We start from the raw sequence: 26,482 nt of genomic DNA on the forward strand, positions 1-26,482 counted from the left end.
AATGATTATTGCGGCGCATCAAAGAGTGCCAACTTTGTACTACAGCACCCTCAACTATCGCTGAGGATGCTGGCAAGGCGCGGTTCGACCTTCTCCTTGAGAAGCGCAACAAGCTCGGGATCGTCCCGCTCATACTCATCAGGGATATGCAGGGTGATGATCCTGCTGTCAGTTGGGCGCTGCTTGTACTTTTTCCTGATCCGCTCGCGGTGGTGGTTCTCCATCGCGAAGATCAGGTCAGCGCTGGCGACAAGCTCCTTCGTAAGCGGGCGCGGAGCTTCGGCGTCCGTGCCTGCCGACACGGCCTCGATGCCAGGGTAGTCCCTGAACACGTCTTCGGCGGTCGGGCTGCGGAGCTTATTGGCGGTGCAAACAAACAGAACCTTCATGTCCACCTCGAATTGAATGCCGCTGCGGCGCAGGCTTCGAGTTCGGCGAAGTCCAGCGCCTCTAGAATGTCATGCGCTAAGCGGTCGTGTGGCGGCTTGAACACCCCCATCTCGATCTCGTCCCAAGTCTCGGACGCACGGCTGGCAAGAAACCTATCAACTCTATGACCCGCTCCGTCCTCATTGTCGAGCGTTACACCCACGAGACGCCTGATTGGAGCGCCTGCGCCAAGGCGCGGATGGGCAAATGAAGCCAAGTGGATTCCAGAATGAAAGCCGTCACGGCTTATGGCGATAAACAGGATATTTCCTGTCATCGAGAGAACGAGACCGTCATCTGTCCGATCAACGGGAAAATTAGGTGAATCGGGGTCTTTGAAGCGCTGCAACTCCGTGTAGCGCGTCACGCCACCCGAGGTCTGTATTTGCAGCCGCGATATCTTCACGCGGGCATGGCGCAGTCCTGAGACAAGCCGTGCAGGCCGAAACATCCGATATGTCCCATCCAGCTCTGCCAGATCAGGAGAAAATGCACCTGCGATATGCTCACGATGCTCGGCTGTGAATTCAGCCAGCCCTGCGGGCAAGCCGCTCAAGGGTCTGAACAGCTCCGTCCGAAAATCAGCGGAGCGCTCAAGGAATTCGAAGACAATGCGCTTCTTGTGAGATTGCGCATTGCTCACGCGGCCAAGGCCTTCTTCCTGCCAGCGCGCTAGGGTCGATTCCGCGATCAGCGTCTTGCGCGGCTTGTGTTTGCTTCCCTGCCGCGCGCGATCTGAAGCTTGTGCGCGGTCATCAGCATTGATCGCGCCCGCAAGCCGTTCCAGCGCTCCTTTCTCGCGGGCAAGCGTAGACAGGGCGTCGAAGAGCTTTTGGTTGTGCTCGTCTGTCTCCTGCCACGGCATCGTAAACGCTTCCTGCAAATCCCCGCATCTGTGCTGACCTTTGCACAGAATATGCGGTGCAAGAAGTTACTTTTCCGAGGTTTTTCGATCTTTCGCAGCGTCCACATCAGTCGGGACAGCGGCCAGCAGGCGCGCTGCCAACCTGAACCGAAAGGAGCTGAGCTTATGACACCTCAAGAACAGCACGCCAACAAAGTCGGCGCGAACGGCGGAACCGTCAACACGAACGGTATGCCCCACCAACAAGCCGAGCGCATCGCCGCTGCCGTAAACAACGGCAAGCAAGGCAAGTGATGCTCTTGGACGGGGCGGCGATGGCCGCCTCGTCCCCTCCCCGAATTCCTGAACCTGCGAGAGCCAAGATGAATAACGGCATAAATCCCAACGGCGGATCACCGACCGCAGCCCTGCTGCTCGGCGCGTCGTTCTACGGCCTTGCTCAACTTTGGGGACAGTACATGGCTGCGGGTGACGCTGCCGACGATCTCTATACAGGGATATTCAAGGTTATCGGCGGGATTGCCATGCTTGGCGGCCTCGGCGGGTACTACAAGGGCTGGCAACAGCGCGAGAAGCGCAAAGCCAGCCAAGTGACTTCCGGTACTTTTGGCGATGCGGTCTTTGCCACGCTCGAAGAGTGCGAGGACAAAGGCCTGCTCGATCCCAAGGGGCTGTATCTCGGCCTCCTGAATGGTCAGCCTCTTTTCTATCGCGGCAAGGCGCACCTGCTTCTGGTCGCGCCTGCCCGTCAGGGCAAGGGCGTCGGCATCGTGACGCCGAACGCAGAACATTATCCTGGTTCGATGGTCGTCACCGATCCCAAGGGGGAACTTGCGGGGATGACGGCGGCGCATCGCCGCGAACGGCTCGGCCAGGATGTGGCGGTCTTCAACCCGTGGGGTCTCCACGGGCTGCAACAAGACCGCATCAATCCGCTTGAGAATCTGATCGCCATTGCGGGCGATCCCGCCTTGCAGCGCGGCCTGACCGATGAAGTGAAGGTCATCGTCATGCAGCTCTATCCTGAGCCCGAAGATACGCGGAACCAGTATTTCCGCGAAGGCTCGCGCGGCATCATGCGTGCTGTCCTGCTGTATCTCGCCGCCTGTGCGCCCAAGCGCTGCACGCTGCCCGAGATGTGGCGGATCATCGCGAACCCGCTGCGCCTTCAGCGCACGGTTGATGCGATGCGCCGTGAAGATGTTCTGGGCGGTATTCTTGCCGATCTCGGCGATGATCTCGCCCATCAGATGGAAGACAACCCCGATCTGTTCGGTGACTTCCGCGCGGGTGCGCTTCAGCACCTCTCCATCTACGAGCCTGGCGGCTATCTCGCCGATGCCGTCAGCGCCTCCGACATATCGCTGGCCGATCTGAAGACGGGCAATGTCACGCTGTATCTGGCGTTTCCACCTGATCGCATCGCCTCGCACGGCGCGGCGCTCGGTCTGATCATCAATCAGGCGATCACGGCGGTCGCGCGCTCGAAGGACAAGGGCGAAGTTCTGTTCATGCTCGATGAGTTTGCCAATATCGGCAAGCTCGCAGGGCTTGCTGAAAGCCTGACCGCCCTGCCTGGGCTGGGCGTGCGGGTCTGGATGATCGTGCAGGAAATGGCCGAGCTTGTGCGCCTTTACGGGCCGCATACGGCCAAGACGATCCAGTCGCAGGCCGAAGTGCGCCAGTATTTCGCGGTGAACAGCTTGGAGCTTGCGCAGTCTTTGTCGCGCGAACTCGGTCAGACAACAGTCAAAACGCAGAACTTCAATCTCGGGCGCTCCGTAACTGACGACATAGGCGAAAGCCTGTCCGAGACAGGCCAGCCGTTGATGCGGACTGAAGACATCATGCAGCTCCGTCCTGATCAGCAATTGCTGCTGATCAAGAACGTAAAGCCGATCCTCGGGGAACGGATGCCGTTCTGGTTCTTCTCGCCGTGGCGGGAATGGGCGGCGGTGAACCCTGTCGAGGGTGACTACCCGAATGTGAAGCCGCTGGTGCGGCTGAGCTACCAGTTCGAAGACAAAAGTGAGGGGAAGCAATGAGCAAGTTTGAAGTCAAAGTCGTAGGCGGCACGCCGACCAAACGCCCTGAAGGGACAATCAAGCGGCTGCGCCGCCGTATCGGCGGGACGATCAAAGCCGTTCTGCTGCGCCCGCGCATGATCGTTCTGACAGGCATCGCTGGATTTTTCGCCTTCGTCGGCACGCCTCATGTCGGCTGGGACTACCAGTGTAGGCATCCGATGCGCGGCTTCGGCTCCTGCAATTCGGTTTCTTGGTGCGCCTATTACGGCATCCAAGGCCGCCGCGAAGAACGACCCGTATACGGCGAGCGCTGCAAGCTGGTGACGTTCCTGGCGCTGGATTTCAACAAACTGATCGAAGGAGTTCTGAGATGAGCAACTACACATTCGCCCGCAATATGGATGACTATTACTGGAACAAGTTCGAACGGGTTGCCGAATATTTCGGCCACACGAACAAGGATGAATACGCCCTACATCTATTCGTCTACGCAATCCTGAAAGCCGAAATGTGGATGAATGCCGATCTCTATTCGAAGCATGAGCGGATGATCAGCGATCTTGAAGAAGAAGCGCGTCGGGATTGGGATCAATACATCGACGAATTCCAGAATTCGAAAGGTTACTACGATGACGAACTACCCTTTTAAAAACCGCAGAAATTTGCGGTTTTTAGATAAATTCTGATAAAATTAAGATGGGTATTTAGAGATACCCATCCCCAAAGTGGGAGATGTAGTATATGCGCGATGAATTTAATACGGAAGGTCAACACGACCTTTGCGGCAAGGATCGCTCGTCCCCGAAGAGCATCCTGACCGTAGACGCGGAGAGGTACCAGTCGTACCTCGATGGTGTCGATATGACTCAGGCGCAGAAGGAAGAGTTTCTGCAAGCACTGTGGTCGATCATGTTCACCTTCGTTGCCCTCGGCTTCGAGGTTCACCCGCTCCAAGAAGTCTGTGGAAAAACTGCTCTCAACGGTGGTGAGGGTGCCAAAAAAGCCTTCGGTGCGGTATCCTCTGATGATCCAGACAAAGAAGATAACACCAACAAATTCAGTCCTTAGCTAGGCGTGGAGGTCACATGAATAAAGATAACAACAACATAGGACAGGCCACCCAAGCGCTGATCTACTGCCGTGTGTCTTCCACGAAGCAACGGATTGAGGGCAGCGGGCTAGAGAGCCAGGAGCAGCGTTGTCGCGCCTATGCCGAAGACAAAGGCTATGACGTTGAAGCTGTGTTCCCCGATGACGTAAGCGGGGGCGGCGATTTCATGCGCCGCCCTGGCATGGTCGCTCTGCTCTCGTATCTCGATGCGCAGAAAGGCAAGCCCTATGTGGTTATCTTTGACGATCTGAAGCGATTTGCCCGAGACACTGAATTCCATTTGAAGCTCCGCCGTGAGTTCTCAAGGCGCGGCGCAAAAATCGAATGTCTGAATTTTCGCTTCGAAGACACCCCCGAAGGTAAGTTCATTGAAACCGTTATTGCTGCGCAAGGCGAGCTTGAGCGCGAACAAAATCGCCGCCAAGTAGTGCAGAAGATGCAAGCTCGTGTAGAGGGCGGTTTCTGGGTCTTTCGAGCCCCTGTCGGCTATCGCTATGTCAACGCGCCTTCAGGTGGCGGAAAAATACTTGTTCCTGACGATGTTCTTGCCCCTGTTGTGCGCGAAGCGCTTGAAGGGTTCGCCACGGGGCATTTCGCCTCACAGGCGGAAGTACAGCGTTTCTTGGAGCGCAATCCACACTTCCCGAAAGATCGTAAGGACGGGACACTCCGCCCGATGACCGTGACGCGCCTTCTAAAGAAGGTGGTATACGCAGGATATGTTGAAGCCCCTAAGTGGGGCGTGAGCTTGCGCAAAGGTCAGCACGAAGGTCTGATCAGTTTCGAGACTTTTGAACGCATTCAAGACAATCTAGAAGGCCGTAAGCGGCTCCCTGCCGCTCGGAAAGACTTCAACGAAGACTTCCCGCTTCGTGGCTTCGTGCAATGCGGATGCTGCGGCAACGCAATGACTGCTGCCTGGTCTAAGGGCTGCCGCAAACACTATGCCTACTATCGCTGTGAGACGCGCGGCTGCGAAGCCAAGAGCAAGTCCGTTCCTCGGGCGAAAATGGAAAGCGCTTTTGAGGAGATCATGGAAGGCCTGCAACCTGCTCGCGGGCTGTTCGATCTGGCAAAGGCCATGCTGCGCGATGCATGGGATATGCGGCTCGCGATTTCGCACGGTGAGAAGGACGAGCTACAGAAGCAGCTCAAGGAGGTGGATCGGCAGATCGGGAGCCTCCTGGATCGGATCGTTGACGCTACGAGTGCATCGGTCGTCAGTGCCTATGAAGCGCGTATCGATAAGCTGGAGCGTCAAAAGATCGTGCTTGCCGAAAGGGTTGAAACAACCGTGCCGCCGAAGGGACGGCTGGAGGACTGTATTGAACTCGCCCTCAATTTCTTGGCAAGCCCTTGGAATATTTACAAAAATGGTGACTTCGCTATGCGCCAGACAGTGCTGAGATTGGTCTTTTCAGAGCCACTGAAATACGGTCAAAACGGGGTGTATGGAACTCCCGAATTATCGTTCCCTTTCAAGTATTTAGCGGGAATTTCGGAGTCAAAAAGTGAGATGGTGCTGCTGGAGAGAATTGAACTCTCGACCTCTCCCTTACCAAGGGAGTGCTCTACCTCTGAGCTACAGCAGCGCCGTGGGCGGGTGATTAGCCGCAATCGAAAGGGGGCGCAACCCCTGATCTGGACCCTTCTTGCCCCCTGCGCTAGATAGGCGGCATGGCAAAGCAAAACGCCCCGGAAAAGAACGCGAAAACACCCTCTGCGCGGGAGGCGCGGCTGAAGGCTGCGCTCAAGGCGAATATGGCGCGGCGCAAGGCGCAGGCGCGCGCGCGGGCCGAGGATGTGGCGCAGGATACAGGCAATGGCCCCGAGGGGCCGGAAAAGGACAGCTGAACGATGGATTCCATTCTGGTCAGGGGCGGCGGTGCGCTCAACGGGCAAATTCCCATCGCGGGTGCTAAAAACGCCTGTCTGGCGCTGATGCCCGCCACATTGCTGAGCGAAGAGCCGCTGACGCTGACCAATGCGCCGCGTCTGAGCGACATTCGCACGATGACGCAGCTTTTGCAGTCTCTCGGCGCCGAAGTGGCCGCGATGCAGGACGGCAAGGTCATCACCATGGCAAGCCATGGGGAGATCAATACACGGGCCGAATATGACATCGTGCGCAAGATGCGCGCGTCGAATCTGGTCTTGGGGCCGCTTTTGGCGCGGGAAGGTCATGCCGAAGTCTCGCTCCCCGGCGGCTGCGCGATTGGTGCGCGCCCAATGGACATTCACACCGATGGTCTGGCCAAAATGGGGGCGGAGATCGACCTGCGGGACGGCTATCTTCATGCCAAGGCTGCGGGCGGCAAACTGAAGGGGGCGGTGATCGACTTCCCCTTTGCCTCTGTCGGGGCGACCGAGAATATCCTCATGGCCGCCACCCTCGCCAAAGGAACCACCGTCATCAATAACGCCGCGCGCGAGCCTGAGATCGTCGATCTTGCGGATTGTCTGCGGGCCATGGGCGCGCAGATCGAAGGCGATGGGACCTCCAGCATCACCATTCAGGGCGTCGACAGCCTACATGGCGCCACCCATAAGGTCGTGACCGACCGGATCGAGCTTGGCACCTATATGCTGGCCCCGGCCTTCTGCGGCGGTGAGGTTGAGCTACTGGGCGGGCGAATCGATTTGCTGGAAGCGTTCTGCGAAAAGCTCGACGCGGCGGGCATCGACGTGACCGAGACTGATGCGGGTCTCAAGGTCGCGCGGCGCAACGGGCGGATTTCGGCAGTGGATGTCACCACCGAGCCTTTCCCAGGCTTTCCGACCGATCTTCAAGCGCAGATGATGGCGCTGCTCTGCACCGCCGAAGGCACCTCGGTTCTGGAAGAAAAGATTTTCGAGAATCGCTTCATGCACGCGCCGGAGCTGATCCGCATGGGCGCGCGGATTGATGTGCAGGGGGGTACGGCCAAGGTCACCGGGGTCGAAAAGCTCAAAGGGGCGCCGGTTATGGCGACCGATCTGCGGGCGTCGATTTCCCTCATTCTTGCCGGGTTGGCCGCCACTGGAGAGACCACGGTCAGCCGGGTCTACCACCTTGATCGCGGCTATGAGCATGTGGTCTCCAAACTGCGCGGCGTTGGGGCGGATATCGAAAGGATCAGTGACAAATGACCGAAGATGCACGTTTCGAAGATGGCCGCGAAGCGCCGTTGAACCTGGGCGCTTTGGATGCCGAGGATCTGACGGTAATCGCCTCGCTGACGCAGGATGCGGTTTTCCCCGCCTCGGAAATGCGCTGGCACCGCGCGGGCGCGCGTTTCGCGCTGCTGCTGAACCGCTTGCGGCATGAGGATACGGGGGCGGCGCGTCACGCGCCCGAGCGGGTGCAATCGGTGCTGATGTTCAACAACGTGCAGCGTGTTGCCAGCCAAGGTGTGCCGCAGGGCGATGCCGATACGATTCTGTCGCTGCTCGACATCGCTTTTGAAGAGGGCGACGCGCCGTCCGGCCATGTGACGCTGACATTGGCTGGCGATGGCGCGATCCGGTTGGAGGTCGAAGCGCTTGAGGTGACGCTCAAGGATGTGACCCGCCCCTATGTCGCCCCGTCCAAGAAACGGCCCGTTCACCCTGAGTGACGCCGCCGTATGGCGGGCAAGGATCGCAAGATGCCTGAACTGAAACAGAATAGATTTACCCGGGGCCGGATCACCGCGCTGTTGACCGAGATGTCCGGTTGGGCGCTGATCCTCTTGGGCTGCGCCTTGGGCGCGGTGCAACTCATCGCGTCGCTCTCGCTCGCGACTTTGGTGGTGCCGCTCGCGTTGGTCTCGGGTGGTCTCTCCGCCATTTTGGTGGCGCAGGTGGCGCGTGCGATCTTCGACAATGCCCAAGACACCCGCGCCATGCGACTGGCGCAGCGCTCCGCCCCCGCTGCCACCTCTAAAACCGCGGGCCTGCGGGCCGAGCCGAGCCTGCGCCGCCCGCAGGCGTCTTAACATTTTCAGGCCAGCCCTGCGCGGCGGCCCCTCTACGAAAGCTTGAACCCATGCCCGTCACGCTCGATGCCTCCGCTGCCGATTTCGAAGCGGCTTTTGACAAACTGCTAAACGCCAAGCGCGAGGACAGCCCCGATGTCGATGCCGTGGTGGCCGAGATCATTGCCGATGTGCGCGCCCGTGGCGATGCCGCCGTGATCGACCTGTCGCAGAAATTCGACCGCGTGACCCTGACCGCCGAGACCCTGCGCATCAGCGCGGAAGAGGTCGACGCCGCCGTGGCCGAAGTCTCTCCCGAAGACCGCAAGGCGCTGGAACTCGCCGCCGACCGCATCCGCGCCTATCACGCCCGGCAATTGCCCGAGGATGCGGAGTGGACCGATCCCGACGGCGCGACTTTGGGCTGGCGCTGGACACCGGTTTCCGCCGCGGGGCTCTATGTGCCGGGCGGGTTGGCAAGCTACCCATCCTCGGTGCTGATGAACGCGGTCCCGGCCAAAGTGGCGGGAGTGGCCCGTCTGGCCATGGTCGTACCGACGCCCGATGGCGTGCTGAACCCGCTTGTACTGCTGGCCGCCCGCATCGCCGGGGTGGATGAGATTTACCGCATCGGCGGCGCGCAGGCCGTGGCGGCGCTGGCCTATGGCACTGAAACGATCCCCCCGGTGGACAAGATCACCGGCCCCGGCAACGCTTTCGTCGCCGCCGCCAAACGCCGCGTTTTTGGCAAGGTCGGCATCGACATGATCGCGGGGCCATCCGAGATCCTTGTCATCGCTGATGGAGAGAATGATCCCGATTTCATCGCCCTCGATCTGCTCAGCCAAGCCGAACATGACGAGAGTGCGCAGAGCATCCTGATCACCACTGACCCTGCCTTTGCCCACGCAGTGGAAAAGGCGGTTGAGAAACGTCTGCTCACCCTCGAACGCCGCGCCATCGCGGGCGCAAGCTGGCGCGACAATGGGGCGATCATCACCGTGCCGGACCTCGACGCCGCCGCCGCCCTCAGCAACCGCATCGCGCCGGAGCACCTTGAGCTTTGCGTGGCGGACCCGAAGGCGCTGTCGGACAAGATCACCCATGCCGGGGCGATCTTCCTTGGCCAATGGACGCCCGAGGCGATCGGCGATTACGTCGGCGGGCCGAACCACGTTCTGCCCACGGCGCGCTCGGCGCGTTTCTCCTCTGGCCTGTCGGTGCTGGATTTCATGAAGCGGACGACGCTGGCGCAGATGTCGCCCGAGGCGCTCAAGGCCATCGGCCCCGCGGCAGAGCGGCTGGCCCAGTCCGAAAGCCTTGAGGCGCATGGCCTGTCGGTCACCGCGCGTCTGCGCAAACTTAACGACTAGGGCAGGGGGCAGCGCTGCCCCCGCCTGCGCGCTCTCGGTCTTGCCGATGCTTCTGACGTATCGTCAAATGCGCTGACGGGGCGCAATCGCGGGCGCGCGTGTTCTCGCGCATTGCCCCCTCCCCACCGCTGCGCTATCCACGAAAGGGTATCGCCAGCAAAAAGGATGCGCCGATGACCCGCATCACCCATATCGCGCTTGATGACGCGAACATGCCGCCCCCCACGCCCGAGATCGATCAGGAGCGTAAGGTGGCCATGTTCGACCTGCTGGAAGGGAACAGCTTCATACTGCCCGAACGCGAAAAGGGGCCGGTGCCCGAGGGGCCTTACCATCTGTCGCTCTCCATCCGCGACAAGCGTCTGGTCTTTGACGTGCAGACCGAAGCGGCTGAAAAGGCAGCGGAATTCCACCTCTCCCTCGGCCCCTTCCGGCAGGTGGTGAAGGATTACTTCCAAATCTGCGAAAGCTATTTTGAAGCGGTCAAGAAACTGCCCCCCAGCCAGATCGAGACGATCGACATGGCCCGGCGCGGCATCCACAACGAAGGCTCCCGCGTGCTGCAAGAGCGGCTCTCGGGCAAGGCTGAGATCGACACCGATACCGCCCGGCGGCTATTTACCCTGATCTGCGTTCTGCATTTCGGCGGATAAATGACGCAGGTGCTGCCTCAATCCGTTCTCTTCTGCTGCGATCATAACGCCGTCCGCTCCCCCATGGCCGAGGGGTTGATGAAGAAGTTTTACGGCACCGGCACCTATGTCCAATCCGTCGGCGTCAAGAACGACATGGAGATCGACGGCTTTTCCATCGCCGTATGCAGCGAGTTGGATGTAGAGTTGGACCGCCACCGCAGCCGCAGTTTCGATGAGATGGAGGAGTGGGGCGACGATCTGGGGTCATTTGACCTTGTGATCGCGCTCAGCCCTGCCAGCCAGCGCCGGGCGCTGGAATTGACGCGGTTCTATCATCTCGACGTGGAATATTGGCCGATCCTTGACCCCACCGGGCTGGGCGAGGGGCGCGAGGCCAAGCTCACGCAGTTTCGCGCCGCCCGCGATCAGATCGTCGGACGGCTGATTGACCGCTTTGGCCAGCCACTTAGCGAAGACTGAGCAATCAGGTGTTGGAACAGGCCGCCGCGGCGCTTTGGCCGAAGGCTTTCCATGTGCTCCAGAAAGCGTTCTCGCTTTTGTTGTCGGATTGGCGCATTTCCTGCAAACGGTGCGGGTCGCGGAAAATCTTGGCACCTTGGCGCTGGTCCGAGCGCGACAGCGTCTGATCCGCCACCGCCTGCACACAGCCGCAGCGCGCATGGCTGGAGCCGCGGCGCCCATCGGCCAGACAGGCCTTTTGAATCGGTCCCGTGGCGAAAAGCACCGGTGTGGGGGAGAAACGTCCGACGGCGGCATCGCTGGAATAACGTGATCCGCCACAACCCGCCAAGATGGCGAGCGCCATCAAACTTGCAACTGTCCGCATTGATTTGCCCTATTGTTTTGGACCATGGGGTTTTCCCCTTGTCGGCCCGATCTGCTCTGCCCGTCACTATGCCGCAAAACGGGGCTTCGCGCAATTCTCCTTTGGGGGGCTGCGCCCCTTGGCCCGCGATAAAGCGCCGTGACGTGCGGGCAGGGGGCATGGGCGCGTTCATGGCCAATTGACGCAGGCGCGGCTCTGCGCCATATCCCCTTGCATGACACCGCTTGAAAACATCCGCAACTTCTCCATCGTGGCGCATATCGACCACGGCAAATCCACGCTGGCCGACCGGTTGATCCAACTCACCGGCACGGTCGCCGAACGCGACATGCAAAGCCAGCTTCTGGACAACATGGATATCGAGCGGGAGCGGGGCATCACCATCAAGGCCAACACCGTCCGCATCGAATACCCGGCCAAGGACGGCAAGACCTATGTGCTGAACCTGATCGACACGCCCGGACACGTCGACTTCGCCTATGAGGTCGCGCGCTCCATGCATGCGGTTGAAGGCTCGCTTCTGGTCGTCGACGCCACACAAGGCGTTGAGGCGCAGACGTTGGCCAACGTCTATACCGCCATCGATGCGGATCATGAGATCGTGCCGGTGCTGAACAAGGTCGACCTGCCCGCCTCTGACCCCGACCGCGTACGCGAACAGATCGAGGATGTGATCGGCATCGATGCCTCCGATGCCTGCCTGATCTCTGCCAAGACCGGCGTCGGCATTCCCGACGTGCTGGAAGCGATCGTCAACAAACTGCCCGCGCCCAAGGGCGGCGACCCCGACGCGCCGCTCAAAGCGATGCTGGTGGACAGTAAATATGACCAGTACCTCGGCGTCATCTGTATCGTCCGTATTATCGACGGCACCCTGAAAAAGGGCGACCGCATTCGCATGATTAAGACCGGCGGCACCTATGACGTGGACGATGTGGGCGTCTACCGGCCCAAGATGACCGGCGTCGACAGTCTCGGCCCCGGCGAGATCGGCTATCTCAACGCCTCGATCAAGCAGGTCCGTGATACCCGCGTCGGCGACACGATCACCCATGAGAAGCGCAAATGCGAAACCGCGCTGCCGGGCTTTAAGCCTTCGGTGCCCGTGGTTTTCTGCGGCCTCTTCCCGGTCGACGCTAATGATTTCGAGGATATGCGCGAGGCGATCGAGAAACTCGCCCTGAACGACGCCTCCTTCACTTACGAGATGGAGACTTCCGCCGCGCTTGGCTTCGGCTTCCGCTGCGGCTTCCTTGGCCTTTTGCACCTCGAGGTGATCCGCGACCGGCTTGAGCGCGAGTATGACATCGACCTCATCACCACCGCGCCCTCGGTGATCTACCACGTCCACATGAAGGACGGGGAGATGCAGGAGCTGCACAACCCTGCCGACATGCCCGACATGACGCTGGTCGATCACATGGAGGAGCCGCGGATCAAGGCCACGATCCTCGTGCCCGACGACTACCTCGGCGACGTGCTGAAGCTTTGCCAAGACCGCCGCGGCATTCAGGAAGACCTGACCTATGCCGGCTCGCGCGCCATGGTGGTCTACGACCTGCCGCTCAATGAGGTGGTGTTCGATTTCTACGACCGGCTGAAGTCGGTCACCAAGGGCTACGCCAGCTTCGACTACCAGATGATCGGCTACCGGCAGGACAATCTGGTCAAGATGCAGATCCTCGTGAACGACGAGCCTGTCGATGCGCTCTCGACCATGGTGCACCGTGACCGCGCCGAGATGCGCGGCCGTGCGATGGTGGAGAAGCTCAAAGACCTGATCCCGCGCCACATGTTCAAGATCCCGATTCAGGCGGCCATCGGCGGCAAAGTCATCGCGCGCGAGACGCTCTCGGCGATGCGCAAGGACGTGACGGCGAAGTGTTACGGTGGCGACGCCACGCGGAAGAAGAAGCTGCTGGAGAAGCAGAAGGCCGGTAAGAAGAAGATGCGCCAATTCGGGAAGGTCGATATCCCGCAGGAGGCGTTTATTTCCGCACTAAAAATGGACAGCTAAAGCTGGCCATTTTTCGGTGCGCGGTCCCCAAAACCACCCGTAGGGTGCGTGCTCCGCACGCACCTTTCAAACCATGTCACCGCCCGCAAAGAACACCGTCAAAGCACGCGCCGCCTCGCATGCAAAGGTGCGTGGGGACCACGCACCCTACGGGGCCGCATTTCGGTGGATGGACGACAGAGGCCAATCTTCCGGGTTTTCGACGTAGCCGTGCTTGACGGGATTGTTCCAACAATACCCGACATGCGCGCCGAAGTCGCGTCGATCCCGAATGTGGTGCTCCCAGAAGCGGCGTTGCCAAAGGCCGCGTTCGCCGCGCCTGTCATGGCTCGACCGCGTTGCGCCTTTCGGCAAGACCCTTGAAAACCGCGCCTTGATCAATCGCCAGCGCAGCGAGTAATCGCAGTCGCCGGGAGGCAGGGTCCAAACGCAATGTAGATGATCCGGCAGCACCACGAAGGCGTCGATCCGGAACGGCCGTTCTGCCTTGGTTTGGCGTATCGCAGTGCGCAGAAAATCTACATGCCGGACCAGAATGTCCGACCGGCGGTCGGCTAAGTTGACGGTGAAGAAGATGGTCGCACCGGCGATGCGGGGACGGCGATAGGAGGACATCCGTGGAGGTTGCTGCGAGGTGGTAAAGGAATGGTAAACCTCGTGCCAAACCCCTCGGGGTTTGGCTGCGCCTGAACCTTCCCAACCAGTGTACACCGCCCCCGCCATATGCGACCCTGAGCGCCAAACACTACAGGACCCCCACCCATGACCACCCCCTGCATCCTCTGCGTCGCCATCACCGGCTCCGTCCCCACCAAAGCCGCCAACCCCGCCGTGCCGATCTCGATCGCCGAGCAGGTCGAGTCGACTCATGCGGCCTTCGAGGCCGGGGCCTCGATCTGCCACGCCCATGTGCGCAACGACGATGAAACTCCGTCCTCCGATCCCGAAAAATTCGCGCGACTGATGGAAGGCGTGCAAAAACATTGCCCCGGCATGATCATCCAATTCTCCACCGGCGGGCGCTCGGGCGCGGGACGGGAGCGGGGCGGGATGCTTTCGCTCAGGCCCGACATGGCTTCGCTCTCGGTCGGGTCCAACAACTTCCCGACGCGGGTTTACGAGAACCCGCCGGAATTGGTCGATTGGCTGGCCTCGGAGATGAAAACCCATGAGATCAAGCCCGAGATCGAAGCCTTCGATCTCAGCCACATCCACAAGGCCGCCGAGATGAACCGTGACGGGCGCATTCCCGGCCAGCTCTATGTGCAATTCGTCATGGGCGTGAAAAACGCCATGCCGGTGGACCGTGAGACCTTTGATTTCTACATCAAGACGCTGAACCGCCTCGCGCCCGATGCGCAGTGGTGTGCCGCCGGGATCGGGCCGAACCAGATCGTGCTGAACGAATGGGCCATCGCGGCGGGCGGCCACACCCGCGCGGGGCTTGAGGATAACGTGCGGCTGGACCGCGATACGCTGGCGCCGTCGAATGCCGCGCTGATCCAGCGGGCGGCGGATCTCTGCGCGAAATACGAGCGTCCGGTCGCCACGGCTACACAAGCGCGTGAAATTCTCGGCCTGCGCCCGGCCTAGGCTTGCCGCATGGCGGGTGCCGCGTTGAAATGCGGGGCGGGGCAGCTATGTCCCGTTCCAGCAACCAACAGGAGCCTGAAATGACCCAGACCCGCCGCCATTTCCTTGCCACCTCCGCCGCCGCCGCTGGCGTCGTGACCCTGCTGCCCTTCGCCGCCCGCGCCGCTACGCAGAGCGGCGATACCTTCGACGCCGACGCAGGCCCGATCACCGTGCATCCGGTCGATCACGCCTCCATCGTGTTGGAGACGCCAAAGGGCGTGATCTATGTCGATCCGGTGGGCGAGCCCGCGCAATACAGCGATTTCCCGGCGGCGGATCTGATCCTCATCACCCATGAGCATGGCGATCACTACAATGCCGATACGCTGGCCGCACTGGCAGGCGATGACGTGCAGATCATCACCAACCCCGCCGTTTTCGACATGCTGCCCGAAGCGCTTGCCGCCAAGGCCAGCAAAATTGCCAATGGCGAGAATACCGAGTTCAACGGCCTGCCGATCAACGCGATCCCGGCCTATAACACCACCGAAGAGCGCAAGAAGTTCCACCCCGAGGGGCGCGACAACGGCTATATCCTCGGCTTCGACGGCTTCCGCGTCTATATCTCGGGCGATACCGAAGACACGCCCGAGATGCGCGGGCTGACCGATATCTCGCTGGCTTTCGTTTGCATGAACCTGCCCTTCACCATGGATTCCAACGCCGCCGCCTCGGCGGTGGCCGAGTTCAAGCCCGCTTACGTCTACCCCTATCACTTCCGGGGTAAAGACGGCGGCACCCAAGACCCGCAAGAGTTCGCCAAACGCGTCGGCACTGATGTCGAGGTCAAATTCGGCGACTGGTATTAAAGTTCAACGGCCACGTCCTGTGCGGGCGTGGCCGCCTTTGCTACAGGCCGCTCGATCGGAGCAGCCGATTCCGGGATGGAGTGGGGCTGTTCCGCGCCTGCACCATCCTTCGGGAAATTTTCCCTTAACAAATTCAATAGCCTAACCGCTCTCCCTGCCTTTAGCCGAAGTTTCGCTTGATCGCCTTCGGTCCGCGGACTAGCGTGACCTGCGACAAATGCGAAACAACGGTTCGCATTGCGAAACAAGTCTCTGGGAGGAGCCGACATGACAATTTTCAAACACCTGAGCTGCGCCGCAGCTCTGGCGCTGGCTGGTGGCGCGGTAAGCGCTGAAACCGTTTTGATTCATGGGGAAGCCGGGCCGAACCGCGGTGCGCGCGCGCAGGCGTTGCAGTGGTTCGCCGATCAGGTTGCCGAACGGTCCGATGGCGATATGCGCCTCGACATCCAGTGGGGCGGGGCGCTGTTCAAAGCCAATGCCGCCGTGCAATCGCTGGCCGATGGCGTGGCCGACACCGGCTCGGTCATCGCGGTCTACTACCCGCAAGAGATGGCGGGCTACGGCATCGCCGACCTGCCGGTGAACAACCCCGACGCTTGGGTCGGCATGCGCGCCACCGATGAGCTGATGCGCAGCAACGAAGCCATTCAAGAAGACCTCGCCGAGAAGAACCTCGTCTACATCGGCACTTGGACCACCTCTCAGGTGAACATCGGCTGCAAGGGCGGCGCGATCAAATCCGTCGACGATATCTCGGGCAAGAAGGTCCGCGGCGTGGGCGCTTACGGCAAGGTCTTTGGCGAGGAGGGCGCGAATATGGTCAACATGTCGATCTACGACGCCTACCAAGGGCTCGACACCGGGCTGATCGACTGCTCGCAGGGCTACAGCTATGCCGTGGCGGCGCTGAAACAGGCCGAGGTGATGGACAGCTACACGATCCTCGACTGGGGTCAGGTCGGCGGCCTTGGCATCTTCATGAACAAGGACATGCACGACAGCCTGACCGAAGAGCAGCAGGAGACGCTGGCCGAGGTTGGCGCGGATATGGCCGATGAATTCGGTCGTCTGATCACCACCGCAAACGAAAAGGCCATCGCCTCCATGAAAGAGCAGGGCGTCGAGGTCATCACCCTGCCCGAAGAGGACCGCGCGAAACTGGTCAAAGCCGGTGAGAAGTTCCTTGACGAATGGGTGCAAACGGCAAGCTCCGCCGGTCTGCCGGGTGAGGAACTGCTGGAAGAGTATAAGGCGCTCATCGCCAAATACACCGAAGAGCGTGACGCCAACGGCTACCCATGGGACGCCGCTGGTAACTGATCGCTGACACTGGGGAGGGGCAGCATATGTTGGTAAATCTGGAGAAAATCCTGTTGGGGCTGGGGGCCTTGGCGGTGATCGCCTTGGGGGTGTTGATCACCTCCAACGTGATCGCCCGCGCGCTCTTTGCCAGTCAGGTGCCCGATAGCGTGACCATGGTGCGAGAGCTCATGGTCGCCGCCATCCTGCTGCCCCTCGCCGCCGCCACCGCGGCCCGTGCGCATGTCTCGGTCGCCTTCGTGACCGACCGTTTCCCGGAACGCGCACGCTCGGTGCTGATCGTTGCAGGCTCTGCCATCGGGATGCTGGCGCTGGCGCCGCTGATCTATTCCGGCGGGCGTGAATTCCTCTCCGTGGTGGAGAAGGGGAGCTTTTTCTATGGCGAACTGAACCTGCCCAAGTGGCCGGGGCGGTTGTTGTTCCTGATCGGGATGATCGCCACTTTCTTGCGGCTGGCCGAGCTGACATGGCGCGACGGGCGCACCGTGCTTGCGGGCGGCGTCGTCTCGGATGAGCAACATCACGCGGCTGACCTTATGGTTGAAGAGGACTTGCGCTAATGGATGCTTCGACCATCGGAATGATCGCCTTTGCCGCGGTACTGATCATGCTGGCCCTGCGGGTGCCAATCGCCTTTACACTGGCCTCGGTCGCGACCGTCGCCACCTTCTTTATCTTCGCCTTCCGCACCGGGACTTTCATGCCCGAGCGCGCGATCAAAGCGACCACTTCGATGGTGTTCTCGAACTCCTTCGACCTCATCCATTCCTACGATCTGTCGATGATCCCGCTCTTCGTGGCGCTTGGACATATCGCCTATCGCGCTGATATCACGACGAAAATCTACCACGCCGCCAAGGTCTGGCTGACCAAGCTGCCGGGCGGGGTGGCTATGGCTTCGGTCATGGGCTGCGGCGGGTTTTCCGCGATCACCGGCTCGTCCATCGCCTGCGCCTCGACCATGGGCAAGATCTGCACGCCCGAGATGCTGCGCATGGGCTATGACCCGCGCCTCGCCACCGCCTCGGTCGCGGCGGGGGGTACGCTGGGTTCGCTCATTCCGCCTTCGGTGCTCTTCATCATCTACGGCATCTTCACCGAGACCTCGATCTCCTCGCTCTTCCTCGCCGGTGTTCTGCCGGGGCTGCTGACGCTGATGGGCTTCGTGCTGGTCATCGCCGTTTGGGTCTGGCGCGATCCATCGGTCGCCCCCTCGACCGCCCAGCGCTACAGCGCGGGGGAGCGTTGGACCGCAGCGCTCGAAAGCTGGCCCGCGCTGCTGCTCTTCGTGCTCATCATCGGCGGCATCTACGGCGGCATCTTCACCGCGACCGAGGCCGCAGCTGTCTGCGTCGTCTCTGCCACGCTGATCGGTTTTGCGCAGAAGAAGCTCGACTGGGCGGGCCTCTGGGCTGCGGTGAAAGAGACCTGCGTGCAGACCTCCGCCATCTTCCTCATCGCTGCCAGTGCCAAGATCTTTGTGGCCTTCGTCGCGCTGACGGGCGTCGCGGGCACCATCGTTGGGTTCGTCTCAGACGCGCAGATGTCGCTGGTGGTGCTGATGCTTTGCATTGCGCTGATCTACCTGCTCTTGGGCATGTTCCTTGATCCCATTGGCATCATGGTGCTGACTCTGCCGCTGATGATCCCGCTGGTCGAAAGCTATGACCTAAACCTCATCTGGTTCGGCGTCGTGGTCATCAAGCTGCTGGAGATCGGCCTGATCACCCCGCCCGTCGGCCTCAACGTCTTCGTCATCGCCAACGTGGTGGGCCGTGAAGCGCCGATCGACAAGATCTTTGCCGGGATCACGCGCTTTCTCAGCGTCGACGTGATCGTGCTGATCCTGATCATGTCCTTCCCGACGATCTCGCTCCTGATCCCGATGGCGGCGCGATGAATCAGGCGGCATCCGATACCGGCACGGACCGCAAGTTCGCCAATACGCTGGCGCGGGGGCTTGGCATTCTGCGGGCCTTTCGCGCCAGCGATAGCGGGCTAAGCCATGCTCAGATCGCTGAGCGGACGGGGCTGCCGAAACCCACCGTCTCGCGGCTGACCTATACGCTGTGCGAGCTGGGGTATCTGGCCCATGGCGGGCGCAACGACAAGTTTCGGCTTGGGCCCGCGGCCATTGCGCTCGGCTCCGTCGCCTCTGTCGCGGTGAGCTTCGTGGATATGGCGTCGGATGCGATGCAGGAACTGGCGGATGAGACCCGCACGCTGGCGTTGATCGCCGTGCGCGATGGTGATCGGATGATGCTGGTACGCACGTGGCGACCGCGCACGGCCTCGACGATCTGGCTGGAGCCGGGGCACCGCATTCCGGTCTATGGCTCCTCCTCGGGTCTGGCCACGCTGGCCAGCCTTGACGAAGACCGTTTCGAAGCGTTGGAACCCAATGACCGGCTGCGCGATTTCCGCCGTGAGGGCTATGAGCAACTGCTGGCGCAGGGCTTTGTGCTGGCCCCGCCTGACACCCGCTATGCCCGGAATGTAAACGCGGTCAGCGTGCCCTATTACGCCGGTGAGTTCGGAGAGCCGGTGTCCTTTAGCTGCGGCGCGCTGCCGGCGGACTTGCCCGACGACCGCATTCTATCACAAGTGGGGCCAGCCCTGCGCGACGTGGTCAGCGGCATCGAACAACGCACCGGACGGGCGCCCGCCCTGTCGCGGCGCGGATAAAGACAAGGAGACATCACATGACCGACAAGATCGCCTATTCCCGCCATGACGACATCGTCGTGCTGCGCATCGAAAACCCGCCCGTCAACGCGCTGAGCCAAGCCGTGCGGCAGGGGCTGGCGGACGGCATGGACCGCGCCGAGGCCGAAGACGGCGTGCGCGCTGTGATGATCGTGGGCGAGGGACGTGCCTTTATCGCGGGGGCAGACATTACCGAGTTCGGCAAACCGCCGATGGAGCCCTTCCTGCCCGATCTCTGCAACCGGATCGAAGCCTCGCCGCTTCTGGTCGTGGCCTCCATGCATGGCGTGAGCCTCGGCGGCGGTCTCGAGGTCGCGCTCTCGGCGCATTACCGCATCGCCCAGCCCTCGGCCCGCGTGGGCCTGCCGGAAGTGCACCTCGGCCTCATTCCCGGCGCTGGCGGCACCCAGCGTCTGCCGCGTCTGATCGGCGTGGAACCTGCGCTCGACGCCATCACCACGGGCCGCCACATCAAGGCACCGCAGGCGCTGGAGATGGGCATCGTCGACCGCGTGGAGGAGGGCGATCCGCAGGAGGTTGGCCTTGCCTACGTCCGCGAGTTGCTCGACAGCGGTGCCGAGCGCCGTCCGATCTGCGAGATGCCCGCGCCCGCGCCCATCGACTGGGACGCCGCCTATGAGGCGACGCTGAAGAAGGGCCGCGGCCAGATTTCCCCCGCCGAGGCCGTGCGGGCCGTGCAGGCGGGCGTCGAGAAACCCTTCGAGGAGGGCATGAAAGCCGAGCGCCGCATCTTCTCGGAACTGATGAACACCGACCAGCGTCAGGGCATGATCCACGCGTTCTTCTCGGAACGCGCCGTCAGCAACCTGCCGGAACTCAAGGGCGTCGAGCCGCGCGAGCTGAAAGCCATCGGCGTGATCGGCGGCGGCACCATGGGCGCTGGCATCGCCACGGCGGCGCTGCTCTCGGGTTTCTCGGTCGTGCTGATCGAGATGAAGGACGAGGCCGCTAAGGCCGCGCATGACCGTATCTCCGGCAACCTCGCCGGCGCGTTGAAGCGCGGCAAGATCGATCAGGCGAAGTTCGATCATCTGACCGGCCAAGCGCTCACCGTCTCTACCGAATACGACAGCCTGCGGGATGTCGATCTGGTGGTTGAGGCGGTCTTCGAGGACATGGACGTGAAAAAGAAAGTCTTCGGCAAGCTCGACGCGGTCTGCAAACCAGGCTGCGTGCTGGCCTCCAACACCTCCTATCTGGACGTGAACGAGATCGCCGCCAGCACTAAGCGCCCCGAGGACGTGATCGGGCTGCACTTCTTCTCGCCCGCGCATGTGATGAAACTGCTCGAGGTCGTCGTCGCCAACAAGACCGCGAAAGACGTGGTCGCCACTGGCTTCGCGCTTGGCAAGGCACTGGGCAAGGTCTCTGTCCGCGCAGGTGTCTGCGACGGCTTCATCGGCAACCGCATCCTCGCCACCTACCGCACCGCGGCGGACCACATGGTGTTGGACGGCGCCAGCCCCTACAAGATCGACGCGGCGCTGGAGAAATTCGGCTTCGCCATGGGCCCCTTCGCCGTGGCCGACCTCGCCGGTCTCGACATCGGCTGGGCCACGCGCAAGCGCAAGGCCGCCACGCGCCACCCCGAGGAGCGGGTGCCGACCTACATCGACCGGCTTTGCGAACAGGGCCATTTCGGCCAGAAGACCGGCGAGGGTTACTACATCTACGAGAAGGGCAAGCGCGGCGGCACGCCGAACCCGGAAGTCACCCGCCTGATCGAGGAAGAGCAGAAGGAACGCGGCATCACCCCGCGCGAGTTCACCGACGCCGAGATCGTGCGCCGCTACATGTGCGCCATGGTCAACGAGGCCGCGAAAGTGCTGGAAGAAGGCATCGCGAAACGCCCGCTCGACATCGATATGACCCTGCTCTTCGGCTACGGCTTCCCGCGCTACTGGGGCGGCCCGATGAAATGGGCCGACATTCAGGGCCTGCCCAACGTGCTCTCGGCAATCGAAGGCTTCGCCGAGCAGGACCCGTGGTTCTGGAAGCCCGCACCACTGCTGGCCGAACTGGTCAAGACCAACCGCAACTTTGATGATCTGAACAAGGAAGCTGCCAAATGAAACAGGCCGTAATCGTCTCTGCCGTCCGCACCGGGCTGGCCAAATCCTTCCGCGGGTCATTCAACATGACCCACGGTGCCACCATGGGCGGCCATGTGGTCGCCGAGGCCGTGAAACGTTCGGGCGTGGAGCCTTCGGCCATCGAGGACGTGATGATCGGCTGCGGCTACCCCGAAGGGGCCACCGGCTCGAACATCGCGCGTCAGATCGCCCTGCGCGCGGGCCTGCCGGTCACCGCCTCGGGCGTGACCGTGAACCGCTTCTGCTCGTCCGGCTTGCAGACCGTCGCCATGGCCGCCAATGCCATCTGCATGGAGGGCGCAGGCCCGATGGTCGCGGGCGGGGTCGAGAGCATTTCGCTGATCCAGCCGCATGTGAAATCGGTCAAGGAGCCTTGGCTGGAAGAGCACAAGCCCGAGGTCTACATGGCGATGATCGACACCGCCGACATCGTGGCCAAACGCTACAACATCAGCCGCGAGGATCAGGACGCCTACGGTCTGCGCAGCCAGCAGCTGATCGCCAAGGCGCAGGAGGCCGGTCTCTTCGACGACGAGATCGTGCCGATGCAGACCACCATGGGCGTGCAGGACAAGGAAACCAAGGAGATCTCCACCCGCGAGGTCACCGTGGACCGCGACGAATGCAACCGCCCCGGCACCACGATGGAGGGGCTTGCGGGCCTCACGCCGGTGCGCGGCGAGGGGGCCTTCATCACCGCCGGTAACGCCAGCCAGTTGTCGGACGGTGCCGCAGCACTGGTGCTGATGGACAGCAAAGAGGCCGAGCAGCAGGGGCTTCAGGCCATGGGCGCCTTCCGCGGCTTCGCCGTGGCGGGCTGCGAACCCGACGAGATGGGCATCGGCCCGGTCTTCGCCGTGCCGCGCCTCTTGGAACGCCATGGGCTGACTGTCGACGACATCGACATCTGGGAGCTGAACGAGGCTTTCGCGAGCCAAGCGCTCTACTGCCGCGACCGTCTGGGCATCGACCCGGACAAATGCAACGTGAACGGCGGCTCCATCGCCATCGGCCATCCCTTCGGCATGACCGGGGCCCGGATGACCGGCCATATCCTGCGCGAAGGCCACCGCCGCGGCGCGAAACTGGGCGTCGTGACGATGTGCATCGGCGGCGGCATGGGGGCGGCTGGCCTCTTCGAAATCTACTAAAGGGGGCCGACATGGACCTGAGCTATACAGACGAAGAACGCGCCTTCCGCGAGGAGGTGCGTCAATTTCTCGCCGAGAAACTGCCCAAGGAACTCTCCGAAAAGGTGCGCCGTGGGCAGGAGTTGACCAAGGACGACCACGAGCGCTGGCACGCGATCCTGAACGAACAAGGCTGGCTTGCGACCAACTGGCCCAAGGAGTTCGGCGGGGCGGCGTGGAACGCCGTGCAGCGTCACATCTTCGAGGAAGAAGCCGCCGCCCACCACGCGCCGCGCATCGTGCCCTTTGGCCTGTCGATGCTGGCGCCGGTGCTGCAGAAGTTCGGCTCGAAAGAGCAGCAGGACTACTGGCTGCCGCGCATCCTGTCGGGTGAAGACTGGTGGTGTCAGGGCTATTCCGAGCCGGGCGCCGGGTCGGACCTTGCCTCACTGAAAACCACAGCGGTCAAGGACGGCGACCATTACATCGTCAACGGTCAGAAGACTTGGACGACCCTTGGTCAACACGCCAACATGATCTTCTGCCTTGTGCGGACGAACAAGGAGGTGAAGCAGCAAGAGGGCATCTCCTTCCTGCTGATCGACATGGAAACCCCCGGCATCACCGTGCGCCCGATCATCCTGCTGGATGGCGGCGCCGAGGTGAACGAGGTCTTCTTCGACAACGTCAAGGTGCCTGCCGAGAACCTCGTGGGCGAGGAGAACAAGGGCTGGACCTACGCCAAGTACCTGCTGACCCATGAGCGCACCAACATCGCGGGCGTGGGCTTCTCCCAAGCCGGTCTTCAGGCCGTGAAACGCATCGCCAAATCCGAGATGGCCGGGGGCCGCCCGCTGATCGAGAACCCGCATTTCGCCGCCCGCGTGGCGCAGGCCGAGATCGACCTGATGGCGATGGCGACGACCAATTTGCGGATCATTTCCAAGGCCGCCGCCGGGCAGGCGCCGGGCGTGGAAAGCTCCATGCTGAAAGTCAAAGGCACGATCATCCGGCAAGAGATCAACGACCTCGCACGCCGAGCGGCTGGCGTTTACGCGATGCCCTTCGCCTCGGAAGCGGTGGCCGGCAGCAACGATGCGCTGCCCGATCCCAATGACGCGGGCCCCGTGGCCGCGCAGTATTTCAACAACCGTAAACTGTCGATCTTCGGCGGCTCCAACGAGATCCAGCGCCAGATCATCGCCAAGACCATGTTGGGAGGTGGCAAATGAATTTCGACCTGACCGAAGAACGCCAGATGCTGCAGGACAGCCTGCGGCGGTTTCTGCGTGACAAATACGATACCGATACCCGCAACCGCATCCTTGAGAGCGAGACCGGCTATTCGACCGAGATCTGGGAAGGCTTGGCCGAACTGGGCGTGATCGGCGCGCTCTTCACAGAAGAGCAGGGCGGTTTCGGCGGTGCCGGTTTCGACCTCGCCGTGGTCTTCGAGGAGTTGGGCCGCGCCGGGGTGGTCGAACCGCTTCTGGACAGCGCCGTGCTGGCCGGGGGGCTGATCGCCGACCTCGGGACCGAAGAACAGCAGGAGCATATCGAGCAACTGATCGGCGGCGCGCTGCAACTGGCCTTCGCCCATGGCGAGCCGGGCAGCCGCTATGACCTTGAGCGGGTCACCACCTCTGCCAGCGCGAGCGGCGACCAGATCGTGCTTAGCGGTCGCAAGGCCGTGGTGGCGAATGCCGAGGCCGCCGACATGCTCGTCGTCTCCGCCCGCGAAAGCGGCGAGGCGGGGGACCGCGATGGTATCTCGCTCTTTCTCGTGCCCGCCGATGCCAAGGGGCTGACCGTCACCGGCTACGCGCTGCTCGCAGGTGGCCGCGCCGCCGAGGTAACGCTCGATGACGTGACCCTGCCGGAAAGCGCCCGTCTGGGCGCGGCGGGCAAGGCGTTTGACGCCATCGAGACACGCACCGCCATGGCCACCGCCGCGCTCTGCGCCGAAACGCTGGGCGCGATGGAGACCGCTTGCGACCTCACGCGCGAGTACCTTGGCACCCGCAAGCAGTTCGGCCGCCCGATCGGCAGCTTCCAAGCGCTGGCGCATCGCATGGCGGACCTGCTCATCGACCTCGAACAGGCGCGCTCGGCGGTGATCAACGCCGCAGGCCATCTGGAGGACGATCGTGCTAGCCGTGAGCGTCACGTCTCGGCCGCCAAGAACCTGATGGGCCGCGTTGGCCGTCTGGTTGCGGAGGATACGATCCAGATGCATGGCGGCATCGCCATGACGCAGGAGTACGAACTGGCGCATATCGCTAAACGCATCACCATGGCGGACCACCGCTTTGGCGATGTCGACCATCATCTGGAGCGGTTCATTGCACTATCCGCCGCATGATGCACCGACCAGCGGGGTTCAGCAGCTGATCGGGTTTACCCCCGACCTGTCGAACCCCGATGGCAGCACCCGCGTCACACTCGACCTCGGGCCGCAGCACCTGAATGTTTCGGGCGTGCTGCACGGCGGTCTGCATACGCTGATGCTCGACGTTGCCGCCGGTTTCGCCTGCGCGCGGCACTGCGCGATGAGCGGGCCTTTCGTGCCGATGCTGACGCTCTCGCTGACCACCGACTACATCGGCGCGGTCCGCGAGGGGCAGATTGTCGCCACGGGGCGCGTCACCGGCGGGGGCTTCAAGATTCTCTACGCCGAGGCGCAGTTGCACGATGCCGAGGGCCGCCTGCTGTCGCGCGCCACCGGTGTGTTCAAGAGGGCCAAGACATGACTGCACGCGTCGAGGACCGGGGCGACCGCTTGATCGTCTGGAACGGCAACGCCGAGAAACGCGGCGCGCTGACGCCCGCGCTCTACGACGCCATCGCCGAGGCGATGCGGCTGGCCGAGGAGCCGCGCATCCGCGCGGTGATCCTGACCTCCGAGGGGCGGTTCTTCTGCGCCGGGGGCGACCTCAACGTGCTGATCGAACGCCGCAAGCTGACCGAAGAGGTCCGCCGCGAGCGGGTCGATGCGCTGCATGATCTGGTGCGGTCGATCCGCGCCTGCCCGGTCCCCGTCCTCGCCGCCGTCGAAGGTGGTGCCGCGGGCGCGGGCCTGTCGCTGGCGCTGGCCTGCGACATGATCGTGGCCTGCGAGGACGCGCAGTTTACCGCCGCCTACGTCAAGGCCGGTCTGGTGCCCGACGCGGGCCTCACCGCCTCGCTCGCCCGGCTCCTGCCGCGCCCCTTGGCGATGGAGATGTGCCTGCTGGGCCGCCCGGTCATGGCCATGCGCTTTGCCGAACTGGGCGCGGTGAACCGCATCTGCCCCAATGGTCGCGCGCTCGACGAGGCGCTGATGCTGGCCGACACGCTGGCCGCGGGTCCGCGCGCGGCGCAGGGCACGATCCGGGCCTTGGTCGGGCAGGCCTATGAGACCGACGAGGCCGCGCAGCTCGACGCCGAGCGCAACGCCATGGCCCGCGCCGCGGGCGGCGACGAGGCCGCCGAGGGCATCGCGGCCTTTTTGGAGAAACGAAAGCCCCGGTTCTAGCCGGGCGGCGGC

Annotated in this window: 29 protein-coding genes, 1 tRNA gene and 1 pseudogene; 26 read left to right on the forward strand and 5 right to left on the reverse strand. The window is 62.4% G+C overall.

Annotation, left to right across the window (positions count from 1 at the left end; all coding sequences use genetic code 11):
- Positions 1-50: 50 nt before the first annotated feature.
- Both ACGYLA_RS13665 and ACGYLA_RS13670 read right to left on the reverse strand, forming a co-directional pair.
- Positions 51-389: a low molecular weight protein tyrosine phosphatase family protein gene (locus ACGYLA_RS13665; protein ID WP_394433183.1), complete on the reverse strand. Its 339-nt coding sequence runs from the start codon at positions 387-389 to the stop codon at positions 51-53.
- Entirely contained in the window at positions 386-1,294 is a 909-nt protein-coding gene (locus ACGYLA_RS13670) for a hypothetical protein (RefSeq protein ID WP_394433185.1), read from the reverse strand. The genes ACGYLA_RS13665 and ACGYLA_RS13670 overlap by 4 nt, the downstream gene beginning before the upstream one ends.
- A gap of 165 nt (positions 1,295-1,459) precedes the next feature.
- Between ACGYLA_RS13670 and ACGYLA_RS13675 the strand changes: the two genes are divergently transcribed.
- From ACGYLA_RS13675 to ACGYLA_RS13700, 6 genes and pseudogenes are all read left to right on the forward strand, one after another.
- Entirely contained in the window at positions 1,460-1,588 is a 129-nt protein-coding gene (locus ACGYLA_RS13675; RefSeq protein ID WP_394433187.1) for a hypothetical protein, read from the forward strand.
- A 68-nt stretch (positions 1,589-1,656) separates the two neighbouring features.
- Entirely contained in the window at positions 1,657-3,339 is a 1,683-nt protein-coding gene (locus ACGYLA_RS13680) for a type IV secretory system conjugative DNA transfer family protein (protein ID WP_394433189.1), read from the forward strand.
- Entirely contained in the window at positions 3,336-3,695 is a 360-nt protein-coding gene (locus ACGYLA_RS13685; RefSeq protein ID WP_394433191.1) for a hypothetical protein, read from the forward strand. The genes ACGYLA_RS13680 and ACGYLA_RS13685 overlap by 4 nt, the downstream gene beginning before the upstream one ends.
- The gene (locus tag ACGYLA_RS13690; protein WP_394433193.1) at positions 3,692-3,970 is read left to right on the forward strand and encodes a hypothetical protein; all 279 of its coding nucleotides are present in this window, start codon (positions 3,692-3,694) and stop codon (positions 3,968-3,970) included. Before ACGYLA_RS13685 ends, ACGYLA_RS13690 begins: the two co-directional genes overlap by 4 nt.
- Before the next feature lie 92 nt (positions 3,971-4,062).
- Positions 4,063-4,389, forward strand: coding sequence for a hypothetical protein (locus tag ACGYLA_RS13695; protein WP_394433195.1), 327 nt, complete (start codon positions 4,063-4,065; stop codon positions 4,387-4,389).
- Between the two features lie 17 nt (positions 4,390-4,406).
- Positions 4,407-5,450, forward strand: a pseudogene (locus ACGYLA_RS13700) (recombinase family protein); the annotation flags it as partial.
- A 499-nt stretch (positions 5,451-5,949) separates the two neighbouring features.
- Here ACGYLA_RS13700 and ACGYLA_RS13705 read toward each other — a convergent pair.
- Positions 5,950-6,024, reverse strand: a tRNA-Thr gene (locus ACGYLA_RS13705).
- Between the two features lie 85 nt (positions 6,025-6,109).
- Between ACGYLA_RS13705 and ACGYLA_RS13710 the strand changes: the two genes are divergently transcribed.
- From ACGYLA_RS13710 to ACGYLA_RS13740, 7 genes are all read left to right on the forward strand, one after another.
- A complete protein-coding gene (locus tag ACGYLA_RS13710) occupies positions 6,110-6,286 on the forward strand; it encodes a hypothetical protein (RefSeq protein ID WP_168612795.1) in 177 nt (58 codons plus the stop codon).
- A gap of 3 nt (positions 6,287-6,289) precedes the next feature.
- Entirely contained in the window at positions 6,290-7,561 is a 1,272-nt protein-coding gene (murA, locus tag ACGYLA_RS13715) for a UDP-N-acetylglucosamine 1-carboxyvinyltransferase (RefSeq protein ID WP_168612796.1), read from the forward strand.
- A complete protein-coding gene (locus tag ACGYLA_RS13720; RefSeq protein WP_067266611.1) occupies positions 7,558-8,028 on the forward strand; it encodes a DUF2948 family protein in 471 nt (156 codons plus the stop codon). The genes murA and ACGYLA_RS13720 overlap by 4 nt, the downstream gene beginning before the upstream one ends.
- Positions 8,029-8,058: 30 nt before the next feature.
- Positions 8,059-8,388, forward strand: a complete 330-nt coding sequence (locus ACGYLA_RS13725) for a hypothetical protein (RefSeq protein WP_394433197.1) — start codon at positions 8,059-8,061, stop codon at positions 8,386-8,388.
- Between the two features lie 50 nt (positions 8,389-8,438).
- Positions 8,439-9,740, forward strand: a complete 1,302-nt coding sequence (gene hisD, locus ACGYLA_RS13730) for a histidinol dehydrogenase (RefSeq protein WP_394433199.1) — start codon at positions 8,439-8,441, stop codon at positions 9,738-9,740.
- 149 nt (positions 9,741-9,889) lie between these two features.
- Positions 9,890-10,393, forward strand: a complete 504-nt coding sequence (locus ACGYLA_RS13735) for a UPF0262 family protein (RefSeq protein ID WP_394433309.1) — start codon at positions 9,890-9,892, stop codon at positions 10,391-10,393.
- The gene (locus ACGYLA_RS13740; protein WP_394433201.1) at positions 10,394-10,855 is read left to right on the forward strand and encodes a low molecular weight phosphatase family protein; all 462 of its coding nucleotides are present in this window, start codon (positions 10,394-10,396) and stop codon (positions 10,853-10,855) included.
- A 4-nt stretch (positions 10,856-10,859) separates the two neighbouring features.
- Here ACGYLA_RS13740 and ACGYLA_RS13745 read toward each other — a convergent pair whose 3' ends face one another.
- Positions 10,860-11,222: a hypothetical protein gene (locus ACGYLA_RS13745; RefSeq protein WP_394433203.1), complete on the reverse strand. Its 363-nt coding sequence runs from the start codon at positions 11,220-11,222 to the stop codon at positions 10,860-10,862.
- 214 nt (positions 11,223-11,436) lie between these two features.
- Between ACGYLA_RS13745 and lepA the strand changes: the two genes are divergently transcribed.
- The gene (gene lepA / locus ACGYLA_RS13750) at positions 11,437-13,239 is read left to right on the forward strand and encodes a translation elongation factor 4 (RefSeq protein ID WP_394414734.1); all 1,803 of its coding nucleotides are present in this window, start codon (positions 11,437-11,439) and stop codon (positions 13,237-13,239) included.
- A 147-nt stretch (positions 13,240-13,386) separates the two neighbouring features.
- Here the strand turns inward: lepA and ACGYLA_RS13755 are convergent, their stop codons facing one another.
- Positions 13,387-13,854 carry an REP-associated tyrosine transposase gene (locus ACGYLA_RS13755; RefSeq protein WP_394433205.1) on the reverse strand — a complete coding sequence of 156 codons (468 nt, stop codon included), beginning with the start codon at positions 13,852-13,854 and terminating at the stop codon, positions 13,387-13,389.
- Between the two features lie 147 nt (positions 13,855-14,001).
- Here ACGYLA_RS13755 and ACGYLA_RS13760 point away from each other — a divergent pair, with 147 nt between their 5' ends.
- The 12 genes from ACGYLA_RS13760 to ACGYLA_RS13815 all read left to right on the forward strand — a co-directional run bounded on the left by ACGYLA_RS13760 (position 14,002) and on the right by ACGYLA_RS13815 (position 26,470).
- Positions 14,002-14,832 carry a 3-keto-5-aminohexanoate cleavage protein gene (locus ACGYLA_RS13760; RefSeq protein ID WP_394433208.1) on the forward strand — a complete coding sequence of 277 codons (831 nt, stop codon included), beginning with the start codon at positions 14,002-14,004 and terminating at the stop codon, positions 14,830-14,832.
- 80 nt (positions 14,833-14,912) lie between these two features.
- On the forward strand, positions 14,913-15,683 hold the full coding sequence (locus tag ACGYLA_RS13765) for an MBL fold metallo-hydrolase (RefSeq protein ID WP_394433210.1): 771 nt from the start codon (positions 14,913-14,915) through the stop codon (positions 15,681-15,683).
- Between the two features lie 267 nt (positions 15,684-15,950).
- Positions 15,951-17,006 (forward strand): C4-dicarboxylate TRAP transporter substrate-binding protein, encoded by a 1,056-nt coding sequence (locus tag ACGYLA_RS13770; RefSeq protein WP_322329047.1) that lies wholly within the window; start codon positions 15,951-15,953, stop codon positions 17,004-17,006.
- A 26-nt stretch (positions 17,007-17,032) separates the two neighbouring features.
- Positions 17,033-17,566: a TRAP transporter small permease gene (locus ACGYLA_RS13775; protein WP_394433212.1), complete on the forward strand. Its 534-nt coding sequence runs from the start codon at positions 17,033-17,035 to the stop codon at positions 17,564-17,566.
- Positions 17,566-18,906, forward strand: coding sequence for a TRAP transporter large permease (locus ACGYLA_RS13780; RefSeq protein WP_394433214.1), 1,341 nt, complete (start codon positions 17,566-17,568; stop codon positions 18,904-18,906). Before ACGYLA_RS13775 ends, ACGYLA_RS13780 begins: the two co-directional genes overlap by 1 nt.
- Positions 18,903-19,691 (forward strand): IclR family transcriptional regulator, encoded by a 789-nt coding sequence (locus ACGYLA_RS13785; RefSeq protein WP_394433216.1) that lies wholly within the window; start codon positions 18,903-18,905, stop codon positions 19,689-19,691. Before ACGYLA_RS13780 ends, ACGYLA_RS13785 begins: the two co-directional genes overlap by 4 nt.
- Positions 19,692-19,708: 17 nt before the next feature.
- Complete coding sequence (locus ACGYLA_RS13790) at positions 19,709-21,805, forward strand: 3-hydroxyacyl-CoA dehydrogenase NAD-binding domain-containing protein (RefSeq protein WP_394433218.1); 2,097 nt, start codon at positions 19,709-19,711, stop codon at positions 21,803-21,805.
- Complete coding sequence (locus ACGYLA_RS13795) at positions 21,802-22,977, forward strand: acetyl-CoA C-acyltransferase (protein ID WP_394433220.1); 1,176 nt, start codon at positions 21,802-21,804, stop codon at positions 22,975-22,977. Before ACGYLA_RS13790 ends, ACGYLA_RS13795 begins: the two co-directional genes overlap by 4 nt.
- 11 nt (positions 22,978-22,988) lie before the next feature.
- A complete protein-coding gene (locus tag ACGYLA_RS13800; protein ID WP_394433222.1) occupies positions 22,989-24,188 on the forward strand; it encodes an acyl-CoA dehydrogenase family protein in 1,200 nt (399 codons plus the stop codon).
- Complete coding sequence (locus tag ACGYLA_RS13805) at positions 24,185-25,318, forward strand: acyl-CoA dehydrogenase family protein (RefSeq protein ID WP_394433224.1); 1,134 nt, start codon at positions 24,185-24,187, stop codon at positions 25,316-25,318. The genes ACGYLA_RS13800 and ACGYLA_RS13805 overlap by 4 nt, the downstream gene beginning before the upstream one ends.
- Positions 25,299-25,706, forward strand: coding sequence for a PaaI family thioesterase (locus ACGYLA_RS13810; protein ID WP_271689050.1), 408 nt, complete (start codon positions 25,299-25,301; stop codon positions 25,704-25,706). Before ACGYLA_RS13805 ends, ACGYLA_RS13810 begins: the two co-directional genes overlap by 20 nt.
- Entirely contained in the window at positions 25,703-26,470 is a 768-nt protein-coding gene (locus tag ACGYLA_RS13815; RefSeq protein ID WP_271689051.1) for an oxepin-CoA hydrolase, alternative type, read from the forward strand. Before ACGYLA_RS13810 ends, ACGYLA_RS13815 begins: the two co-directional genes overlap by 4 nt.
- Positions 26,471-26,482 lie beyond the last annotated feature (12 nt).

It is taken from the genome of Sulfitobacter sp. 1A13679, assembly GCF_043557115.1.
Classification (GTDB): Bacteria; Pseudomonadota; Alphaproteobacteria; order Rhodobacterales; family Rhodobacteraceae; genus Sulfitobacter; species Sulfitobacter faviae.

What these genes read in the sequence shown, in the direction of transcription:
- ACGYLA_RS13665 (WP_394433183.1), bottom strand. Translation starts at nt 389, where the DNA reads ATGAAGGTTCTGTTTGTTTGCACCGCCAATAAGCTCCGCAGCCCGACC.
- ACGYLA_RS13670 (WP_394433185.1), bottom strand. Translation starts at nt 1,294, where the DNA reads ATGCCGTGGCAGGAGACAGACGAGCACAACCAAAAGCTCTTCGACGCC.
- ACGYLA_RS13675 (WP_394433187.1), top strand. Translation starts at nt 1,460, where the DNA reads ATGACACCTCAAGAACAGCACGCCAACAAAGTCGGCGCGAACGGCGGA.
- ACGYLA_RS13680 (WP_394433189.1), top strand. Translation starts at nt 1,657, where the DNA reads ATGAATAACGGCATAAATCCCAACGGCGGATCACCGACCGCAGCCCTG.
- ACGYLA_RS13685 (WP_394433191.1), top strand. Translation starts at nt 3,336, where the DNA reads ATGAGCAAGTTTGAAGTCAAAGTCGTAGGCGGCACGCCGACCAAACGC.
- ACGYLA_RS13690 (WP_394433193.1), top strand. Translation starts at nt 3,692, where the DNA reads ATGAGCAACTACACATTCGCCCGCAATATGGATGACTATTACTGGAAC.
- ACGYLA_RS13695 (WP_394433195.1), top strand. Translation starts at nt 4,063, where the DNA reads ATGCGCGATGAATTTAATACGGAAGGTCAACACGACCTTTGCGGCAAG.
- ACGYLA_RS13710 (WP_168612795.1), top strand. Translation starts at nt 6,110, where the DNA reads ATGGCAAAGCAAAACGCCCCGGAAAAGAACGCGAAAACACCCTCTGCG.
- murA (WP_168612796.1), top strand. Translation starts at nt 6,290, where the DNA reads ATGGATTCCATTCTGGTCAGGGGCGGCGGTGCGCTCAACGGGCAAATT.
- ACGYLA_RS13720 (WP_067266611.1), top strand. Translation starts at nt 7,558, where the DNA reads ATGACCGAAGATGCACGTTTCGAAGATGGCCGCGAAGCGCCGTTGAAC.
- ACGYLA_RS13725 (WP_394433197.1), top strand. Translation starts at nt 8,059, where the DNA reads ATGCCTGAACTGAAACAGAATAGATTTACCCGGGGCCGGATCACCGCG.
- hisD (WP_394433199.1), top strand. Translation starts at nt 8,439, where the DNA reads ATGCCCGTCACGCTCGATGCCTCCGCTGCCGATTTCGAAGCGGCTTTT.
- ACGYLA_RS13740 (WP_394433201.1), top strand. Translation starts at nt 10,394, where the DNA reads ATGACGCAGGTGCTGCCTCAATCCGTTCTCTTCTGCTGCGATCATAAC.
- ACGYLA_RS13745 (WP_394433203.1), bottom strand. Translation starts at nt 11,222, where the DNA reads ATGCGGACAGTTGCAAGTTTGATGGCGCTCGCCATCTTGGCGGGTTGT.
- lepA (WP_394414734.1), top strand. Translation starts at nt 11,437, where the DNA reads ATGACACCGCTTGAAAACATCCGCAACTTCTCCATCGTGGCGCATATC.
- ACGYLA_RS13755 (WP_394433205.1), bottom strand. Translation starts at nt 13,854, where the DNA reads ATGTCCTCCTATCGCCGTCCCCGCATCGCCGGTGCGACCATCTTCTTC.
- ACGYLA_RS13760 (WP_394433208.1), top strand. Translation starts at nt 14,002, where the DNA reads ATGACCACCCCCTGCATCCTCTGCGTCGCCATCACCGGCTCCGTCCCC.
- ACGYLA_RS13765 (WP_394433210.1), top strand. Translation starts at nt 14,913, where the DNA reads ATGACCCAGACCCGCCGCCATTTCCTTGCCACCTCCGCCGCCGCCGCT.
- ACGYLA_RS13770 (WP_322329047.1), top strand. Translation starts at nt 15,951, where the DNA reads ATGACAATTTTCAAACACCTGAGCTGCGCCGCAGCTCTGGCGCTGGCT.
- ACGYLA_RS13775 (WP_394433212.1), top strand. Translation starts at nt 17,033, where the DNA reads ATGTTGGTAAATCTGGAGAAAATCCTGTTGGGGCTGGGGGCCTTGGCG.
- ACGYLA_RS13780 (WP_394433214.1), top strand. Translation starts at nt 17,566, where the DNA reads ATGGATGCTTCGACCATCGGAATGATCGCCTTTGCCGCGGTACTGATC.
- ACGYLA_RS13785 (WP_394433216.1), top strand. Translation starts at nt 18,903, where the DNA reads ATGAATCAGGCGGCATCCGATACCGGCACGGACCGCAAGTTCGCCAAT.
- ACGYLA_RS13790 (WP_394433218.1), top strand. Translation starts at nt 19,709, where the DNA reads ATGACCGACAAGATCGCCTATTCCCGCCATGACGACATCGTCGTGCTG.
- ACGYLA_RS13795 (WP_394433220.1), top strand. Translation starts at nt 21,802, where the DNA reads ATGAAACAGGCCGTAATCGTCTCTGCCGTCCGCACCGGGCTGGCCAAA.
- ACGYLA_RS13800 (WP_394433222.1), top strand. Translation starts at nt 22,989, where the DNA reads ATGGACCTGAGCTATACAGACGAAGAACGCGCCTTCCGCGAGGAGGTG.
- ACGYLA_RS13805 (WP_394433224.1), top strand. Translation starts at nt 24,185, where the DNA reads ATGAATTTCGACCTGACCGAAGAACGCCAGATGCTGCAGGACAGCCTG.
- ACGYLA_RS13815 (WP_271689051.1), top strand. Translation starts at nt 25,703, where the DNA reads ATGACTGCACGCGTCGAGGACCGGGGCGACCGCTTGATCGTCTGGAAC.